General features: G+C 54.6%; 16 protein-coding genes. 9 read left to right on the forward strand and 7 right to left on the reverse strand.

Annotation, left to right across the window (positions count from 1 at the left end; genetic code table 11):
• Positions 1–4: 4 nt before the first annotated feature.
• A complete protein-coding gene (locus OXI60_00525) occupies positions 5–883 on the reverse strand; it encodes a phytanoyl-CoA dioxygenase family protein (GenBank protein MDE0308304.1) in 879 nt (292 codons plus the stop codon).
• A gap of 29 nt (positions 884–912) precedes the next feature.
• Positions 913–1,716 (reverse strand): class II aldolase/adducin family protein, encoded by an 804-nt coding sequence (locus OXI60_00530; protein ID MDE0308305.1) that lies wholly within the window; start codon positions 1,714–1,716, stop codon positions 913–915.
• 490 nt (positions 1,717–2,206) lie between these two features.
• On the opposite strand from OXI60_00530, the gene OXI60_00535 reads away from it, so the two are divergent.
• From OXI60_00535 to OXI60_00545, 3 genes are all read left to right on the forward strand, one after another.
• Positions 2,207–2,668 carry a 4Fe-4S dicluster domain-containing protein gene (locus OXI60_00535; protein ID MDE0308306.1) on the forward strand — a complete coding sequence of 154 codons (462 nt, stop codon included), beginning with the start codon at positions 2,207–2,209 and terminating at the stop codon, positions 2,666–2,668.
• Between the two features lie 39 nt (positions 2,669–2,707).
• Positions 2,708–3,955 (forward strand): FAD-dependent oxidoreductase, encoded by a 1,248-nt coding sequence (locus OXI60_00540; protein MDE0308307.1) that lies wholly within the window; start codon positions 2,708–2,710, stop codon positions 3,953–3,955.
• A 121-nt stretch (positions 3,956–4,076) separates the two neighbouring features.
• Positions 4,077–5,180, forward strand: a complete 1,104-nt coding sequence (locus tag OXI60_00545; protein MDE0308308.1) for a M48 family metalloprotease — start codon at positions 4,077–4,079, stop codon at positions 5,178–5,180.
• Positions 5,181–5,199: 19 nt separating this feature from the next.
• Here the strand turns inward: OXI60_00545 and OXI60_00550 are convergent, their stop codons facing one another.
• Positions 5,200–5,814 (reverse strand): metallophosphoesterase family protein, encoded by a 615-nt coding sequence (locus OXI60_00550; protein ID MDE0308309.1) that lies wholly within the window; start codon positions 5,812–5,814, stop codon positions 5,200–5,202.
• A 182-nt stretch (positions 5,815–5,996) separates the two neighbouring features.
• Between OXI60_00550 and OXI60_00555 the strand changes: the two genes are divergently transcribed.
• The 4 genes from OXI60_00555 to OXI60_00570 are packed head-to-tail and all read left to right on the forward strand — an operon-like array spanning position 5,997 to position 9,783.
• Positions 5,997–6,782, forward strand: a complete 786-nt coding sequence (locus OXI60_00555; GenBank protein MDE0308310.1) for an ABC transporter ATP-binding protein — start codon at positions 5,997–5,999, stop codon at positions 6,780–6,782.
• Positions 6,783–6,790: 8 nt separating this feature from the next.
• Positions 6,791–7,492, forward strand: coding sequence for an ABC transporter ATP-binding protein (locus tag OXI60_00560; protein MDE0308311.1), 702 nt, complete (start codon positions 6,791–6,793; stop codon positions 7,490–7,492).
• 6 nt (positions 7,493–7,498) lie between these two features.
• On the forward strand, positions 7,499–8,503 hold the full coding sequence (locus OXI60_00565; protein MDE0308312.1) for a branched-chain amino acid ABC transporter permease: 1,005 nt from the start codon (positions 7,499–7,501) through the stop codon (positions 8,501–8,503).
• Between the two features lie 14 nt (positions 8,504–8,517).
• Entirely contained in the window at positions 8,518–9,783 is a 1,266-nt protein-coding gene (locus OXI60_00570; GenBank protein ID MDE0308313.1) for a branched-chain amino acid ABC transporter permease, read from the forward strand.
• A 71-nt stretch (positions 9,784–9,854) separates the two neighbouring features.
• On the opposite strand, the gene OXI60_00575 is transcribed toward OXI60_00570, so the two are convergent.
• Both OXI60_00575 and argE read right to left on the reverse strand, forming a co-directional pair.
• The gene (locus OXI60_00575; GenBank protein MDE0308314.1) at positions 9,855–11,075 is read right to left on the reverse strand and encodes an ABC transporter substrate-binding protein; all 1,221 of its coding nucleotides are present in this window, start codon (positions 11,073–11,075) and stop codon (positions 9,855–9,857) included.
• A 409-nt stretch (positions 11,076–11,484) separates the two neighbouring features.
• Entirely contained in the window at positions 11,485–12,639 is a 1,155-nt protein-coding gene (argE, locus tag OXI60_00580) for an acetylornithine deacetylase (GenBank protein MDE0308315.1), read from the reverse strand.
• 500 nt (positions 12,640–13,139) lie between these two features.
• Between argE and OXI60_00585 the strand changes: the two genes are divergently transcribed.
• A complete protein-coding gene (locus OXI60_00585; protein ID MDE0308316.1) occupies positions 13,140–14,201 on the forward strand; it encodes an AI-2E family transporter in 1,062 nt (353 codons plus the stop codon).
• On the forward strand, positions 14,198–16,246 hold the full coding sequence (locus tag OXI60_00590) for a S9 family peptidase (protein MDE0308317.1): 2,049 nt from the start codon (positions 14,198–14,200) through the stop codon (positions 16,244–16,246). The genes OXI60_00585 and OXI60_00590 overlap by 4 nt, the downstream gene beginning before the upstream one ends.
• Before the next feature lie 49 nt (positions 16,247–16,295).
• On the opposite strand, the gene OXI60_00595 is transcribed toward OXI60_00590, so the two are convergent.
• On the reverse strand, positions 16,296–17,837 hold the full coding sequence (locus OXI60_00595; protein MDE0308318.1) for an ABC transporter permease subunit: 1,542 nt from the start codon (positions 17,835–17,837) through the stop codon (positions 16,296–16,298).
• A complete protein-coding gene (locus tag OXI60_00600) occupies positions 17,834–18,910 on the reverse strand; it encodes a betaine/proline/choline family ABC transporter ATP-binding protein (protein MDE0308319.1) in 1,077 nt (358 codons plus the stop codon). The genes OXI60_00595 and OXI60_00600 overlap by 4 nt, the downstream gene beginning before the upstream one ends.
• Positions 18,911–18,992: the final 82 nt, after the last annotated feature.

Below are 18,992 nucleotides of genomic sequence, written 5' to 3' on the forward strand. Positions count from 1 at the left end.
TCCACTACCTGATGTTGTTGAAGTTCACGATGGAGTCAGTCCGGTCCTCAGCCCTCGCCAGACCGGATGGCATGGCAATCGACCTGCGAAAGTTCTCAATCGCCTGGCGGGAGAAATCGGCTTCGGGACCTGACTCAAGCTCGAAGTTGCCGAACATATCGGTTCCCCGAACCAGCATGGCTGAATCGTGTCCCCCATTCCTGAGTTGAATGACATCGGCGGCAATGTAGGCAATCGACAGCCCGACCCGGGAACGGTCCGAACTATTCGCACCGGAACCATGCAACACCATGCTGTGGTGCATCGAAAACTGCCCCGGACGAAGCTCAACCATCAGCCGGTTGTGTTCGTCCTGCGGTGTCAGCTGCGCATTCTGACCGCTCAGCAGCATGTTGTTCTTGTCATCGCTGTTGTCATGAGAGCGAAATCCGTTCTCGTGACTCGCGCGTATCACCTGCATCGCGCCATTGTCCTCAGATGCGTCGGTCAGGGCCAGCCAGACGCTCAAGACGCCATTCGGCGGCTGCAAACCCCAATATCGCAAGTCCTGATGCCATCCGACATGTGCGGTGTCACCAGGCTCCTTGGCGAAAAATGATGCGCCCCACATCAGGATGTTCGGTCCGAGTATCGATTCGACCGCGTCCAGAATTCTCGGGTTGCGGACAACCTCATTCACCCAGGTTGAGACCAAATGCGTCTTGACCAGCTGCTTGGACTCAATCCATCCCGCCATACGTTCACGCAGCGCAAGGAAATTCGGAATCATTGACAGGGCCTCGTGCTCATCATAAGCGGTCAACGGAGCGACAATACCCTGTTGCCAGTACGTATTGACCTGGCCGTCAGTCAACATGCCATTCGTATTGGCTGACTTTACCATGATCGGTCCATAGTCGATTGGTGATGAAATCAGTCGCGGTAGGAGCGATCAATGCTGTCGAGCTGGCGTAACAGGGCGGGCCATTCGTAAGTGCCGCAAGGAGCGGCGGTCTGATACTGTTTGGCGGCGTGTTCGCAGACATCCCCCGGCGGCAGGTGTATCTCCCTTCCCATTGCGAGCACGTCCATCTGAACCCGACACGACAATTCCAAATAGTACATCCGCATATAAGCTTGCGCGACCGTATCTCCCGTCGTCAGCAATCCATGATTGCGCATGATCATCACCGGATTGTCACTGAGGCTGGCGGCCAGACGCTCGCGTTCATCCAGATCAAGTGACAAGCCTTCATAATCGTGATACGACACCCGGTTATAGAACTGAAATGCATCCTGAACCAGGGGCATGAAGCCTTCTTTCAGTGCCGACACCGCCAGTGCGGCGCGGCTGTGAGAATGCATGATGCAGTTCACATCCTCGCGCTCGTTGTAGATCGCACTGTGGATCACAAAGCCGGTAAAGTTGCTGTCACTGGTGTCGATAATCTCACCATTGGCATCGGTGGGCGGCACCGCAACCTGCCCGTTCTCATCCAGTGTGACCAGATTGGACGCAGTCACCTCGTCAAACCGCAATCCGAAAAGATTGATCAGGAAACGATTCGGCTGGCCGGGCACGCGTGCACTGATGTGGTTCCACACAATATCACTGAATCCATTCAGTTCCGCCAGTCGATGACAGGCGGCAAGATCAACCCGCGTCTGCCATTCCTCGGTGGAGACTGTCGACCACTTGCCGGTAACAACATTGTCTGAAATCTTCTGACTTTTCATAACTCCAAATACCTCGATTCCAACGATTCGGCATGCGCGTTTCAATCCGTTCCGGGCAAAGCCGGAAGAATCTGAACGTCCAACAAGAATCAGTCTGCGATAACTTACTCAACCGCTTTTATGAACAATAGCACTGAAGATCCTGCATCGATCGAATCGACTGACAATTTATCCATCCAAACCATGCGGCAATACAGGATATTCTCTACCGCGGCAAATCCCAATTGTACCCTTTCATTGAAATAATCTTCACCGCAATGTCCTCGTTGCCAAAGCCAGCGGGCAGGTCAGTTCAGTCTGGATTCAGGTCTCTCTGAGTCAGGCTCACTGACGCTGATTTCAACACCAGGCGTATCGTCCGGAATTGTACAGGCGCTCGTTTGCAAACATGGGAATGGTGAATTCTGATAAAATCGTCAAACCAAAAAAATGAACCAACAAAAAATATTCGGTTCACAGTCAATTTGCTGCATGAGGAGAGAACTGCGCAATGTACAAATCGCTATTGATTGACCCGGTCAAATGTACCAGTTGCCTGCAGTGTGAGCTGGCATGCTCATTCGAAAACGAGGGCGTGTTCAATCCGGCAAGATCCCGGATCAAGATTTTCGAGTTTGAGCATGGACTCAAAGCCATTCCCTATACCTGCACGCAGTGCGAGGAAGCCTGGTGTCTGCATGCATGCCCGGTTGAGGCCATTACGATCAACGCTCAGACTGGCGCAAAGGAAGTCAATGACTCGATCTGTGTCGGCTGCAAGGTCTGCACAATCGCATGTCCGTTCGGTACGGTCAACTACAATTCCGATTCCGGCAAGGTCATCAAGTGCGACCTATGCGGCGGCGACCCTCAGTGTGCGCAAGCCTGCCCGACCGGCGCGATCACATATGTCGATTCGGATTGGACCGGTTATTCCCGAATGCGCGACTCAGCTGTGGAATCCCACGGCTGAGACAACGCATCTCCGTATTGCATACCGAGGAGGCGACACGTGCAACACGTTATAGTCGGTGCCGGTCCAGCCGGCGTCATCGCGGCAGAAACCCTTCGCAAGAGGTCACGCGATGATTCCATCATCATCGTTGGAAACGAATCCTATCCGGCGTATTCCCGCATGGCGATTCCCTACCTGCTTGCAGGCGATGTTGAGGAGAACGGAACCTACCTCCGTCATAACGACAATCATTTCGACAGACTCGGGATCGAGATTCGTCAAAATTCTGTAACGAGCATCAACCCCGGCGAGAAAACCGTCGGACTCGCACAAGGACCTGATCTGTCCTATGACCGACTGTTGCTGGCAACCGGGTCCAGCGCAATCCGTCCGCCCATCAGTGGAATGGACTCGGCGCGCGTGCACAACTGCTGGACACTGGATGATGCTCACAGAATGCTGGGCGATGTTCAGGCGGGAGACCGGGTGGTACTGCTCGGAGCTGGATTTATCGGCTGCATCGTTTTGCAGGCATTGGTTTCGATGAAACTCGATCTGACTGTAGTGGAACTGGCGGATCATATGCTTGCCAGAATGATGGATCACGAGGGCGGCCAAATGATCCAGCAATGGTGCGAGGGCAAGGGCGTTGCCGTCAGAACCGGGTCGAAGGCCGTTGCTGTGACCGAGCAGAGCAATCAACTTGAGATTGAACTGGCTGACGGTTCCACCATCGCAGCCGATCATATCGTGTGTGCCGCAGGCGTTCGTCCCAATATTCAGATGCTGGAAGGCAGCGGTATCAAGGTTGATGCCGGCATCTTGGTTGACGATCAGTTACAGACCAACGTAGCCGATATCTTTGCGGCCGGTGATGTCGCCCAAGGGCCTGACCGAAGTACCGGCGACCTGCAGGTGCACGCAATTCAGCCGACAGCAAGTGAACACGGCAGAGCGGCTGCATTTCAGATGTCCGGCGATCATTCCCCCTACGGCGGCAGCCTGTCAATGAATGTACTGAACACGCTTGGGCTGATTACAAGTTCTTTTGGACTGTGGGATGGTGTCGACGGCGGTGACAGGACTTCGGTGTGCGACGCAGCCACAAATCGCTATCTTCGGCTGGAATTTCAGGACGATCTGCTCGTCGGTGCGCTGGCGATCGGACTGACGCAGCATGTCGGTGTCCTGCGAGGCTTGATTCAGACCAAAGTCAGACTTGGACATTGGAAAGAATTGCTGATGAGTGATCCTTCACTGATCATGAGCGCATATCTTGACCGCATGCAGGGGACGCGTACCTGACCCGCCGGATAGTCCCGGAATCCGGGAGTTGAGTCACCGAGTCCTCTCGGTCACAGATGCAACCTGACAGATTGTGCGTGGCGGCAAATCCCGCGTCTCGCTGCACGCACCTTGCTGAGGAATGACAGTGATATCCATGATACGTTGTGCGAATACAGTTTTGGCCATTGTCGGTGCCGTAGCCATAGCATTGGTTGCTGGCGGATGCGCACCCACAACTACAGTCGCCCGAGGCAGCACGAGTTCCGTTGAAGCGGAACTGATCAAACAGCAATCGCTCGCATTGAATCTCATGTTGTCCAGATATGCACGTCTGGACTCGCTTGGCTGGCCGATCCTGTCTGCAAATGTGCAATTGTGCAAATCACAGCGACTTGGTTTCGGCATCCGGGCAGCGTCGCGCCGTGATCTTGGTCGCGATCTCGAAAAGGGCTGGGAGAATCAACTCAACACAACCAACGACGCGACCATCATCAGTATTTCGGCAGGCTCGCCTGCCGAGCGCGGCGGGCTGCAGGTCGGGGATCAGCTGGTCTCAATCGGCGGCAAGACAGTTTCCAGCGGTCGGGGTGCGCACAAGAAAGTGCGCAAGTTGATCAGAAAGCAGGCTTCTGCCGGAAACAGCCTGGAGTTTGCAGTCTACAGGCCAGGCAGTGACGAGACTGTCGTCTCCAACCTTGTCCCCCAGGAAATCTGTGACGTCGAGGTCCTCATCGTCGACGATGATCGGATCAATGCATTCACCGACGGGATTCGATTGGTTTTCAATCTCGGTATGATTCGATTTGCTGAAAGTGACTGGGAGTTGCAACTGGTATTTGCACATGAACTTGCACACGTTGTTGAGGGACACATCGATAAGAAGTTGGGCAATGCCCTGATAGGCGCAGTGATCGATGGTGTCATCACCGGCGCTTCCGGTTACTACTCAAACACGTTCTCAAATCTCGGGCTTAGCGCCTTCAGTCAGGAATTCGAAAGAGAAGCGGATTATGTCGGCCTGTATATCATGGCAAGGTCCGGATTGGATACCGCCCAAGCCGCCAATTTCTGGCGCCGCATTGCAGCCGAGTCACCTCTCCAGAATTCGAAAACCGCACCATTCGCCCGTACTCATCCCGCAGCCGCTGAGCGGTTTGCGAATATTGAGGCAACGCATGAGGAAATTCAGCACAAAATTCAAGCCGGTCTGCCGTTGATTCCGGAACGCCGCAAGGATCTGTAAGCCGGTTCGGCTTAGTCTGTCAAATCGGCTCGAAGCGAAATTCCCGGATATGCCAATCGTCGTTTGATATTTCAATCAGCAGGCACGAAGGTCCATCCCGTGTGCGGACGCGTCCTGCGGCGCCGGGGTTGATGACCCACGGCCGATGCGCCTGGTCGATCACTCTGCGGTGCGTGTGGCCGTAGACAACGACGCGGCTGTCGGGATAGCGGCCCCTCAACTCCTCGTGGTAACGGTCCGTGAGATCCGCCTCGTAGCAATTGATGTCCCTGACCGTGTGCCCGTGCTCTACAGTAATCGTTCCGCTGGTCAGGAGAATGTGCTGAACCGAGGGGATGAATTCCAGCAGATGTGCATCATCCGCATGCCAGTTGGCTGTGATATCGTTGTTACCCCTCACAGCCATCACCCGACCGATTTTGGGCGAGAGTTCATTCAACACCGCCGCCGAACCGATATCACCGGCGTGAACCGCCAGCGTACTTTCAGAAACAATTTCACCAATCCGCGGATCGACCAACCCGTGTGTATCCGAGAGCACCGCGACTTTCATCCGCTTTGCTGCCAGATGCCTGAGGTCTGTTACATTCGGTTTCATATCGACATCAGCGATTGATCGTACTGTTTCTTGCATGTATTTCACGGTGTCATACTTAATATGGGGTCGTGTCGAAGAGGTGTCAATCGCGATCCGCCTTGTGAAGATCTTGAGCACCCGAAAGATCGTCATTATAGGCAAGCGACCCGCCCTGTTCGGATGAAGTGGTGTGGTGATAAACTATTTTGCAGTTCGTCCAACTTTGGGAAGTCGGAATCTTGTCAGCAATTGTGCAAATTGAAGGTGTCACGAAGCGATTCGGCCCTGTCACTGCGGTCAGCAACTGCAGCTTTCAGCTTGAGGCAGGCAAAATAACCGGTTTGATCGGTCCGAACGGTGCGGGGAAATCCACCTTGTTCAACATTGTTGCCGGTGTGCACCGACCCGACTCAGGCAAGGTAAGTCTTGGCGGTGAGGACATCACCGCAATGCCATCTCATGACCTGTTTGCCCGCGGTCTTTTGCGTACCTTCCAGATTCCACATGAATTCTCCAGCATGACTGCTATTGAGAACCTGCTGATGGTGCCGGCGGGTCAGATTGGTGAGAACCTGAAAAACGCGTTGTTCTTTCGCAAGCATTTTGTCGCTCAAGAGCGCGAAGTGCTGGACAAGGCGGCCAGCGTCATTGACTTTCTCGGACTTGGTCATGTGAAAAATGAGCTCGCCGGAAACCTTTCCGGCGGTCAGAAAAAACTTCTTGAGCTAGGCCGCACCCTGATGGTCGATACAAAAGTCGTCCTATTGGATGAAATTGGCGCCGGAGTCAATCGTACCCTGCTCAACACGCTGTCAGATCATATCGAAAAGCTGAATCGGGATTTTGGCAAGACATTTTTCATCATCGAGCACAACATGGAGTTCATTTCGCGGTTGTGCCATCGGGTCACTGTGATGATTGAGGGCGAAATCGTAACCGAAGGTTTGCCGGACGAGGTCCTGTCTGATCCCTTGGTTGTAGAGGCATACTTCGGCGGCGGCAAGCGCGCTCGAACCCCCGACTGACAGGATTGATGCTGATCAACGCAGTAAACCTGGTTGCCGGGTATGGCGGAGAACCCATTCTCAACGGTGTTGACATTGCGCTTGGGACAGGACAGATCGGTGTCATCGTCGGGCCGAACGGTGCTGGCAAGTCAACCGCCCTGAAAAGTATTTTCGGACTGATCGGCCTGCAACAGGGCAAGGTTGAGTTTGAGGGCACCGACATCTCAGATGTTCCGCCTGACCGGCGTGTGGGTCTGGGTATCGCGTACGTCCCACAGGAATTGAACATTTTCCAATCGCTGACTGTTCAGGAAAACCTGGAGATGGGTGCCTACATCCGACGGGATGACTGCACCCGGGCGATCGAGAGAATGTTCGAGCTGTTCCCGCCGCTCAAACAGAAACGAAATGCCGTCGCCGGAAATCTCTCGGGCGGACAACGGCAGATGGTGGCGATCGGTCGCGCGCTGATGGTCGAGCCCCGACTGCTGCTGCTCGATGAGCCGACCGTGGGGCTGTCACCCGCATTTGTGCACGATATCATCGACCGTATCATCGCAGTGGCCCGTTCCAATGTCGGCGTTCTGGTAGTCGAGCAGAATGCGAGACGCGCACTGGAAATCGCCGATACCGGCTTTGTACTCGCTGGCGGTCGAAACCTGTATACAGATACCGGTGAGAACCTCCTGAACAATCCTGAGGTCGCACGAAGCTTTCTGGGACGATGATTTGCTGTGAATGAACTGATATTCTTCATCAACAAGGTCGTCCTCTCCGGCGCGATCATCGGTTGCATCTATGCATTGGGCGCAATCGGCGTCACCCTGATTTTCGGGATCCTGCGTTTCGCTCATTTTGCCCATGCTGACCTGATGACGACTGGTGCATTTTTTGCGCTGATCTTCACGTCCCTGCTATCCGGCGTCGGCCCGATCGGCGGGCTGCCGACAGGATTCGTCGTTCTGCCGCTGGCTGCGGCGGCCACAGCCCTATTGGCGATTGGACTCGATCGAATGTTCTATCGCCCGCTCAGGGCCCGGAACATCAAGCCCATTTTGTTGCTGGTGGCATCCCTCGGCGTGACACTGATGCTGCAGGGAATAACCCGGTTGTTCGCCGGAACCTCAATCCGAACTTTCTTTACATCCGAAACCAAGGATGTTTTTCGAATCGATGTCCCTTTCGAACTCGCGACGCGCAAGATTGTGATTACTGAACCGCAGCTGCTGCTGTTCGTCACTACCGTTGTAAGCATCATCTGCCTGCATCAGTTCCTGACCCGGGCGAGATTGGGCAAGGCCATGCGTGCGATGGCGGACAATGCCGACCTGGCTCTGATATCGGGCATCAACACCGACACGGTTGTAACCGTCACCTGGATCATCGCAGGTGTCTTGGCGGCGGCAGGTGGCGTGCTGCTCGCACTGGATGTGGCGCTGAAGCCGGACCTGAGCTTCAACATTCTGCTGCCGATTTTCGCTGCTGCAATCGTCGGCGGTGTGGGTCGTCCCTACGGTGCGATCGCAGGGGGACTGCTGGTTGGCTATTCAGAAGCATTGGCGGTCTTCAACTGGTCAATTCTTCTACGCCAGGCAAATGATTGGCTGCCGACGTGGATCGAAATTCCGGCACGGCTGACCATCGTCCCGACAGAGTACAAACTGGTCGTTCCATTCGTGATCCTGATCGCAGTTCTGTTGTGGCGTCCGACCGGAATATTCCGCGGCCAGATTACGTGAGGCGGAATGTTGCCGTGACCGGATATCGCAGAGAGATAATCCTGTTCACCATCACTGGAGTCACAGTGATGGCCATCCTCGGTATTTTCGGGCAAGCCTATACACTCAGGATGCTGGTCGAGGCAGGCTGCTTCGCCATCATTGCCCTGGGCCTGACAATCCAATGGGGCTACGCTGGTCTTTTCAACGCCGGAATCATGGGGTTTGTAGCTGTCGGGGGATTTATGACAATGTTCCTGAGCTTCCCGGTAAACGACAGTTTCTGGCAGTCGGACGCGCCGCGCTCGCTTGCGTTGTTCGCATTGCTGGTGGCGATGATCGTGCTGGTGCTGATCGGTCTGGGACAGATGCATCGGATCGGCGTCAGTCAGAGACTCAAGACTGCTGTCATCCTGATCGCCCTGGTCATTGCGTTTTTCATTTTCAACAGCCAGCTGGACCCGATTGCGCGAATGATCGAAACCGAAGCCGGTTTCATCGGCGGATTGGGACTGCCTGTCCTCGCCGGCTGGATCATGGGTGGCATCGCAGCCGCGTTTGTCGCCTACTGGATTGGGAAAGCGTGCCTGGGACTGCGAAGCGACTATCTCGCGATCGCCACATTGGGGTTTGCGGAAATCATCAAGCACATACTGAAAAATGCCGATTGGCTGACCCGCGGTACACTGACTGTCTCCCCCCTGCCCTGGCCGGTACCCACTCCGAATGATCTCGGATTTGTTGCGGCACGCGCAGCCTACCTGAGTCTGACCGCAGTTTTGGTTGGCGTGATCTTTATCTTGCTTCAACGCGCTTACAGGGCACCGTGGGGAAGAATGATGCGAGCAATCCGGGATAACGATATCGCAGCCGCGGCGATGGGCAAGGATGTCAATTTCCGACGTTTGGAGATTTTTGTGCTGGGATCAGGCCTGATCGGGTTTGGTGGCGCGGCACTGGTCACATTCAACCGCATTTTTGATCCTTCAGGATTCACCCCCCTCAAGCATACATTCCTGATTTGGGTGATGGTATTGCTCGGCGGGGCTGGCAATAACGCGGGTGCCGTATTCGGCGCGATTGCCGTTTACATCATCTGGGTCATGTCCGAACCGCTCACGCTGCTTGTGTTCGATTACGCGGCACAATACGGTTCGCTCCTGTTCGGTTGGGAGCCACCCGCCGACCTGACAGCCCGCGCGCTTCAGTCGAGGGTATTTGTGATCGGTCTGACAATTACGCTGACGCTCAGATTTGCGCCGCAGGGGTTGTTGCCGGAACGCCGGGTCAGGATCTCTTGAGGTTCAAGAAAAATGGGGGCGGAACTGCACGTTCCGCCCCCAATTCCATCGCGTCCGGATCAAGCGGCAAATTACATGATCTCGCCCACTTCGACGAGCTGCCCGTCCTGAACCGATATCTCAACAATCAGTCCGGAAACGTCTCCATCGTCGTTGAAATCAACGCTGCCACCGGCACCTTCGTAGTTGATTTCCTTACCTGCAGCCAGCGCCTCCACAGCTTGTGCCCAGTCCCCAGGATGGATTACCATTCCGGGAGGGCTGGATATGGCGTGAAGAGCCGCTGACATGCCATCAGCACTGGCAGAACCCTTTTGCTGCATCGCAAGTGCCAGCATGAACATCGCGTCGAATGCCTGGCTGTCGTAGACGACTTCAGTCATCCCGGCCGCCTCGCGCAGCGCGGCGAACCGATCAGTGCCCTCGCCGGCCGGCGAACCGGCCCGGGTGATGATCATGCCTTCAAGTGCATCCGCGCCGACTCCCTGGATCAGCGAATCGCTCGCCATTCCATCACCGCCGATGAAGTTGCTGAAATCTCCGCTTTCGAGTGCCTGCCGGATAATGGTCTGACCGGCGCCATCCGCATAGCCCAGCACCACAAGATGTTCCGCACCGGTGGCTGCCAAGGCACCGATTTCAGGTCGGTAGTCGGCCTTGCCGTCCTCGTGGGCTTCGCTCGCTGCGATCGCGCCACCCATTCCGGTATAAGCGTTTGACAGCGCATCAGCAAATCCCTTGCCGTAATCATTGTTGATATAGGTCACTGCGACGGTATTGATTCCTTTGGCGAGTAACAACTTGGCCAGAGACTCACCCTGAAATGAATCCGAAGGGACCGTTCGGAAGACCATGTCATTGTCTTCCATCGCACTGATTGCGGGACTCGTTGAAGCCGGTGACACCATGACCACGCCCGCAGGAATGGCAACGTTGTTCGCAGCAGCAATTGTCGACCCGGAGCAAAGGGCGCCGACAATGGCAACAACGCCATCGGAATTCACCAGCCGGTCGGCAGAATCAGTAGCCTGATTGGCATCAACACAGGCGGTGTCGCCTGAAACGACCTCGATCATAGTGCCTCCGAGCAAACCACCTTGTTCGGCAATCGTACTGGCTGCGAGTTTCGCCCCGCCTTCAATTCCCGGCGTGAGCGTTTCGATGGGTCCGGTAAATCCACCTAGAAATCCCACTTTTACAGAATCTGCACTGGCCGCAGTCTGCGTGAGGAACGACACGCAAATAATCATTACCACCGCTACCAGTCCGTTTGAGTTTCTCGTCATAGTCATGTTGACATTCTCCGTTTACGTGCAATTCAGATAAGGTTGATTATATACCTGAAAATCACCATTCCCTGACCCGAAAAAGCCGTATCAAGGCACGTGGTCCTGACAATCGAGGTGTGAGGAACCGACCTTGCGCGGCCCTCTGGCGCCGCACTTGAAGCCGAGTGGATTTCTTTCCTCGCACACTCGACTTCAGACATTTTGGATCGTAAATGATCGATATCAGGAAAACGGGTGTTTTATGGGAAGCACTGCAATCTGAGCGTCGCCGCAGAGGGACGGCGAAGGGACGGCGAAGGGACGGCGACTGCTGAGGTCGACTTCAGGTCAAGAGATTTTCAAAGGCCTCAAACGAAATGGACGACGTGCGTTTGCTGGCCGGCAAGCGTCAGACCTGTCGTCGGCGGGTCAGCTAACTCAGCCGCGCGAGCAGATTGTCAACAAACTGCTCACACTTTTGAACCTGGCTGACCTCGATGTACTCGTTGGGCTTGTGCGCCTGATCGATATACCCCGGGCCGCAGACAACCGACGGGATCCCGATATTCTCAAACAGCCCGCCTTCAGTTCCGAAACTCACACAGCCGGTGCCGGTCGTATGTGACAGTTCCTGTGTCATCCGAATCAAACTATCGTCGCTGGTAGACAAGGCAGGGATAACTGACAGTTCCTCCCATTCGATGCTGGCATCAGGATAAACCGCATTCATCTCGGGCAGGATGTCGTTTTCGATAAACTTTTGCAGCTGATCCCAGACTCGATCAGGATCATCGTTGGGCAGGTGGCGGATTTCCGCTTCAAACGCGCATAATTTCGGGACGATATTCAGTGCTGTTCCGCCTTTGACAGTTCCGGTGTGAACTGTGGTGTACGGAGGATCAAATTCGTGATCAAAAGGCCCCTCATCCCGAAACTCTCGCGCACGCCTTTTCAGAAACGCAATGATCTCAGCGGCCGCCTCAACCGCATTGACGCCGATATGCGCCAAACCCGAGTGTGCTTCAAGTCCATGAATCGTACATCGGCGAGAGATCTTGCCTTTATGCGCTCGCACCACCCGCATCCCTGTGGGTTCACCGATGACGCATAAGCGTGGTTTGTTGGGGCGCTGTTCAAGCTCGCGCAAGAGGGTTCGAACCCCGACACAACCAATTTCCTCATCATAGGAAAACGCGAAATGAATCGGTGTAGCAAGATTTCTCTCGATCATCTGTGGCACCTTCGCAAGACACACGGCAATGAAGCTTTTCATGTCGCTGGTGCCCCGACCAAACAGTCGGTCGTCCTTGCGATCAATCCTGTACGGATCGGTTTCCCATTTCTGTCCGTCAACAGGAACAACATCGGTGTGGCCGGAAAGAGCGACTCCACCAAGATCAGCGGCACCGATCGTGGCAAATAGATTGGCTTTGCGGCGATCGCGGTCAAACACCAATTCTGACGAGATGCCAAACTGCTCCAGATAGCCTTTGACGAACTCGATCAATTCCAGATTTGAATTCCTGCTGGTGGTATCGAAACCGACCAGGTCTGTGATCAGATCAATTGAACTTTTGCTGGTTGCCATTGGTTTGAAAATCTCGTGTCGCTGCCCGGTTGCGTTCAATGGCGATTGTACAGCATATTCAATCGTTCCGAATGTGTCCGCTCGTGACCCAAGGCCAATTTGTTTCACTGAGAACATTTTGCCTTGGCATGTCCGCACGGCATAAATATTACAGGGGTCTTAAGGAATCGAGACTCCGTACCCTGCGATCGAAACCCATAGGGGTCGGTAGTACGAGAACGATGCAACCGACTTCGGCACTGGCATCTGAACCAATTCTTCCCGGCTGCCTGTTTCGAAACTTCATGACTCCCTGAGCGTCCGAACACGGAAGGTGCGATATGCGTCTGTGTGCTACAATCCACATCAACCCTGACCTGCTGTGGCAGCATTTCATCCGATGAGGAAACCTTGGATCGGTCAAGTTCCAATGTAACGGCAAAGCATCTGTCTTTTTCAGCTTCCCTGTCTCGGAATCAGGGACAATTGCAGAACTTTGGCGATGGGAGACATCGAATAAATTGAACACTTCAGGTTCGAGCACCGCACGCAGTGCCATGCTGATTCTGGCGGCGTTCGTCATTATTGTCGCAGGCATGAAGGTTGCAAGTCCGCTGATTGTGCCGATTCTTCTGTCACTGTTTATCGCGACGATCAGCGCTCCCCCGCTGCTTTGGCTCAAGGAAAAAGGAATCCCCACATTCCTTGCCATGTTGCTGGTAGTCGGCTTCATCCTCGGTGCCGGCATTCTTGTCGTGACACTGGTCGGAGCCTCCCTGACTGACTTTCGGGGCCAGCTTCCGGTCTACGAGCAGCGTCTTGACGGGTTATTCCAAAATGTCACCGCACTGGCCGCGAAATATGAGGTGTCTTTGAATTTCTCAGATATTGCCAGTGTCATCAATCCGGCTTCCGTAGCGACAGGCGTTGGCAGGCTGGTCAACGAAATCGGCGGTCTGATCGCAAACGCTTTCCTGATCTTCATCGTGGTTGTCTTCATGCTGTTTGAAGTGTCGTCATTGCCCGGCAAGCTGAAAGCAATGACGTCGCGACCGGCAGATTCGATTGAACGTCTGGCCAACTTCAAAAGCAGTCTTCAACGCTATCTCGTCATCAAGACAGCGACCAGTCTCGCGACCGCACTGATGGTATGGATCCTATTGAAAGCACTCGGGGTTGACTTCGCGGTTTTGTGGGCGCTGCTTGCGTTCTTTCTGAACTTCGTACCGAACATCGGGTCTGTGATTGCAGCGATTCCGGCAGTCATGATCGCGCTGTTGCAGACTGACGTGCTGACAGCGGTCTGGGTTGCGGTCGGCTATCTGGTCATCAACAGCCTGGTCGGGACCGTGATCGAGCCGCGGATCGCTGGCCGTCATCTCGGACTTTCCCCGTTGATCGTATTTCTGTCATTGGTGTTCTGGGGATACATTCTCGGTCCGGTCGGCATGTTTCTTTCGGTGCCCCTGACCATGGTTGTCAGATTGGTTGCCGAAAGCAGTGACGATACCCGCTGGATATCCATCCTGCTAAGCGAACGCGTGCATGAATCCGATTCCGGCATGAATGACGGACAACAGTGAAAAACACCATGTCGCCGCCGGTGGCGGCGCAGTCCATTCAAAACCTCGACAATCACGGCGACCGTCGCGAAGACCCCTATTTCTGGTTGTGTGACCGAAACGCGCCTGAAGTCCTGGACCACCTGCGGCAGGAAAATCAATATACCGAACATCTCCTGGCACAGTCCGAGGAACTGACCGAGCAGCTGTACCAGGAAATGAAAGACCGGATAATCGAATCAGATATGTCGGCGCCGGTGCGGGACGGCCCGTTTGAATATTTCCGGCGGGAATCCCGTGACAACAACTACGTGACCCACTGCAGAAGATACCCGGGTCAGCCCGACACCGAGCAACTGATTGTGGACGAAAACGAGCTGGCCGCGGGGCATCGCTTTTTCCGCCTCCGCGGATTGACGATCAGTCCCGATCATCAGATTGCGGGATACGCAACCGACACCAGCGGAAATGAGCGGTACACCATCAGGTTTCTGAACCTGATGGACCGTCAGCTGCTGCCGGACGTCATTGCAGACGTCTCAGGAAGTCTCGAGTGGGACAGTAGCGCAGAACATGTCTACTACACAACTCTCAACAACGCCAATCGCCCTTTCAGGCTTTACCGACATCGTATCGGCGATCATCCGGACAACGACCAGTTGATATTGGAGGAACCCGACGAGGCATTCTATATGGGCCTGTCCAAGTCCTGCAGCCGGAAGTACCTGCATGTGATCCTGCAAAGCGCAGTCACCACAGAAGTCCACGTGCTGGATGCCAGTGACGCGACCGGGACCGCGCGTGTGGTCTTTCCCCGCAAGCAGGGTATCGAATATTCGGTCGAAGACAGGGGCGACTCACTGTATGTGCTGACCAATGAGGATGCAGTCAATTTCCGTCTGATGAAAACCTCTGTCAGATTGCCGAACAAAACCGGTTGGGAAACGGTCGTTGGACATGCGGATGATGCGACGCTGATCGATTTCGAGGTTTTCGACGACTTCATCGTCGTCGCTGAACGACGCGATGGACTGCCGGGCGTTTTCTGCATCGCCGGCGATTCAGGTGACATCCAGAGCATCGCAAAGCCACCGCAGACTCAGGAACTTCACATCGGCGAAAACCGGGAGTTCAATTCTTCCACATGTCGTCTGAACGGAACCTCACTTGACATGCCATTTACACAATATGACTATGACATGAGTTCCGGCGCATGCGACCTGGTAAAGACAAAACCAGTCGGCGGTGGGTATGACCCCGACAATTACACGACTGAAGACTATCGGGTACAGTCGCACGACGGCTCAGAGGTTCCGCTTTATCTTGTCTACCGCAAGGACGCAGTTCAGTCCCGCCCTGCGCCGCTTGTGCTGTATAGCTACGGTGCCTACGGAGTCAGCTATCCGCTTTACTTCTCATCGGCTCGGTTGAGTCTGCTTGACCGCGGAATCATCTTTGCGGTGGCGCATGTTCGCGGCGGTGGTGAACTCGGTGAGACGTGGTATCAGGCAGGTAAGTTGTCACACAAGAAAAATACCTTTTGTGATTTTCGCGCCTGCGCGGATTTCCTGATGTCCAATGGCACGACAAGTGCGAAACAACTGGCCATATCCGGCGGCAGCGCTGGCGGGCTGGTGGTCGGCAACTACATCAATGAATGTCCAAGCCATTGCCGGGTGGCGGTGGCACATGTACCTTTTGTTGACATCCTGACGACGATACTCGACGACACATTGCCGGCTTCGGTCACAGAACGGGAGGAATGGGGTGATCCGACCGAACCGGAGCTTTATGACTATATGAAGTCCTATTCCCCATACGACAATGTACAACCGGCAGATTTCCCTGCAATGTTTGTCACTGCAGGCTTGAATGACATGCGAGTCGGATACTGGGAACCTGCGAAGTGGGTGGCAAAAATCCGCTTGTGCAACTCGGGAACCAGACCGATCGTGCTGAAAACAGAAATGCACTCCGGACATGGCGGTAAATCCGCACGACACGAATCCCTCAGGGAGACCGCTGAGGAATTCGCGTTTGTCATAACGCAGCTGTCTGAAGATTAGGTATCGCTGAAAGTCGGTGGACGGCGACAGAAATCTCCGGCACTGGCGGCTACTTGCGTGCGCCCTGAACCAGGCGATCAAGGATCATGGCGCAGAACAGGATCGAGAATCCAGCCAGAATTCCCTGCCCCACGTTTGCATACTGCAGCGCTTCCAGCACATCTTCTCCCAGGCCTTTGGCCCCGATAAGCGATGCGACAACAACCATGGCCAGCGATAACATGATCGTCTGATTGATTCCAGCCCGTATCGACGGGCTCGCCAATGGCAGGTCCACTCTGGTGAAAAGGTACCATTTGCTGGCGCCGAACGAAATCGCGGCTTCGCGCACGCTCTCAGGGACACCGCGAAGACCCAGCACAGTGAGGCGCACCACCGGTGTTCCCCCGAAAATCATGGTGGTAACCACCGCCGCAGGTTTTCCGGTTCCAAAAAATGCGATCACCGGGATCATGAAGACAAACGCCGGCATGGTCTGCATGAAATCCATGATCGGCTGAATGAATTTATAGAACCGGGGCCTGCGGGCGCAATACATCCCCAGCGGAATGCCGATCGCGATCGAAAGACAGGCTGCAGTTCCCAAAAGAGCCAGTGTCGTCATCGCCTTGACCCAGAATCCCAGCAATCCCATGTAAGCCAGGAATGCGCCGGACCAAATGGCGGTCCTGATGCCAGCGGTGAGCCACGTCAGCAAAACTATAAAACTCGCAATCACAATCCACGGCGTATTGACGAACAACAGTTCCAGCGCGTCCAGAATCAACCGGATGCCAAAAGTGATGAAATCAAATATCGCCTCTCCGTTAGTGACGCAGAAGGTAAAGAACCCTTCCACCCACGCAATGCTGGTCAGACGGATGTCAGGATCCGTCGGAAATTGGGTCAGGGTCTCAAACTGGCCGGGAAAACAGTAGTGGTACACGGCCGCAGCAACGATCAGAACCATGAAGACACTACTGAAAAAAAGCTGTCTGGTCGGCATTCCGGAACGAATGCTGCGATCGGAAACCCATTCTGAGATCCGGGACTCCAAAGCTGTATTGGCAATGGCCGACTGGGCGGCTTTGACAACTATCAGGATGATCGCTCCGGCCAGTGCGATCCATATGCCCTGATCGGCGATTTCCTGGGCCTCCAGCCTGATTCCGCCGATTGAATCCTCCAGGGATTTGACCGTACGTCTATACACGTCAACCTTGTCCGACTGCGCCTCTATTGCAGCGCTCAGTTGCTGGCGACGCAATTCCAGCGTTCCCTCAATCGAGGCGATACGCTCGCGGGCTTCCGCCGCAAGATCACCGAACAATCCACGCGCCAGCTGCACATAGCCCAAAGTCTCAACAATCAGCAAGGGAATCGCCCACATCCACAAGCCGCGGGCACCGAACCAGACCGGTCCGAGAATCCCGGCGGTGGGATTGAAAGTGGGTGTGAATCGGGAACTTTCGCCGATCCTGTCAAACTGGGTAATATAGTAGTCTGGATTCGTATGTACGAATGATCGTATGTTTTCTCGACGTTCTGCGGCGTATTCTTCGGCCGCTTCTATATCAATAGCGTCAAGTTGGTTTTCCACTTTTTCTGTCATGACACATCGGCTCCTTCTATGACAGTGCGTAAGATATCTTTCTTGGTGATGACACCGACATCAATGTCCTGGTCCTCGACCACAATCGGTGCGTCGTTGTCGATGGACAACTCAATCAACTTGCTAAGGGTCTCGCTTTCGTTGATTCTCGGTGCGTCTGCAGGCAGGGGTTCATTGGCAGCCAGATACTGATCCAGCGGCTTCATCACAACATGGGCACGGACCACCTTGAGGCGGGAAATACCGGCCACAAAATCGGCTACGTAATCGTCAGCGGGGCTCATCACAATATCCTCGGCCGTACCGATCTGCACGATCATGCCGTCACGCATGATCGCGATACGATTACCGATTCGGACCGCCTCATCCAGATCGTGTGTGATGAAAACCGTAGTCTTTTTCATCATCTCCGAAAGGCGGAGAAACTCATCTTGCAGCTGGCGCCGGATCAGCGGGTCCAGTGCACTGAACGGTTCATCCATCAACAGGACATCGGGGTTGGCGGCGAGGGCGCGGGCGAGACCGACACGCTGCTGCATGCCGCCGGACAGCTCGTGGGCGAACTTGCTGCCCCATGCACCCAGTTCGACAATGTCCAGGATTGCGGCAGCATGCCGCATTCGCTCATTCTTGCTGACCCGTCGGATTTCCAACGGCATCGCAACATTATCGAGAACTGACCGATGCGGCAACAGCGCGAAATTCTGAAATACCATTCCGATATTACGATTGCGAAACTGTTGCAACTGCGTGTATTCCAAGGCCAGAACATCAGTGCCGTCAATGGTGATTTTTCCGGATGTGGGCTCCAGCAGGCGGTTGAAATGCCTGACCAGTGTCGACTTTCCACTGCCGGAAAGACCCATGACACAGAAAATTTCGCCTCGATTGACGCGGAGACTGGCGTCCGCGACACCGACTACCGCATTGAATTCCGCAAGCACCTGCGCCTTGGTAAGACCGTCCTCCTGGACGGCCTTCATTGCCTCAGTGGCATTTGTCCCGAAAATTTTCCAGACATTCGAGACTTCAATGACCATATCGTCATTCATATCCAGGGAAGTGATCGTCATGACGCTGCGGGCTCTCGGTCAGTCTGTTGCCTGAAATGATGGCACCGGAGACTTTGCTCCGGCGCCATCATCATGCGTGAAT

It is taken from the genome of Acidiferrobacterales bacterium (assembly GCA_028820695.1).
Classification (GTDB): domain Bacteria; phylum Pseudomonadota; class Gammaproteobacteria; order Arenicellales; family JAJDZL01; genus JAJDZL01.

Excerpts from the sequence above, each read along its gene's own strand:
- OXI60_00575 (MDE0308314.1), bottom strand. The coding sequence starts at position 11,075 with ATGACTATGACGAGAAACTCAAACGGACTGGTAGCGGTGGTAATGATT.
- OXI60_00535 (MDE0308306.1), top strand. The coding sequence starts at position 2,207 with ATGTACAAATCGCTATTGATTGACCCGGTCAAATGTACCAGTTGCCTG.
- OXI60_00530 (MDE0308305.1), bottom strand. The coding sequence starts at position 1,716 with ATGAAAAGTCAGAAGATTTCAGACAATGTTGTTACCGGCAAGTGGTCG.
- OXI60_00560 (MDE0308311.1), top strand. The coding sequence starts at position 6,791 with ATGCTGATCAACGCAGTAAACCTGGTTGCCGGGTATGGCGGAGAACCC.
- argE (MDE0308315.1), bottom strand. The coding sequence starts at position 12,639 with ATGGCAACCAGCAAAAGTTCAATTGATCTGATCACAGACCTGGTCGGT.
- OXI60_00600 (MDE0308319.1), bottom strand. The coding sequence starts at position 18,910 with ATGACGATCACTTCCCTGGATATGAATGACGATATGGTCATTGAAGTC.
- OXI60_00550 (MDE0308309.1), bottom strand. The coding sequence starts at position 5,814 with ATGCAAGAAACAGTACGATCAATCGCTGATGTCGATATGAAACCGAAT.
- OXI60_00525 (MDE0308304.1), bottom strand. The coding sequence starts at position 883 with ATGGTAAAGTCAGCCAATACGAATGGCATGTTGACTGACGGCCAGGTC.
- OXI60_00595 (MDE0308318.1), bottom strand. The coding sequence starts at position 17,837 with ATGACAGAAAAAGTGGAAAACCAACTTGACGCTATTGATATAGAAGCG.
- OXI60_00545 (MDE0308308.1), top strand. The coding sequence starts at position 4,077 with ATGACAGTGATATCCATGATACGTTGTGCGAATACAGTTTTGGCCATT.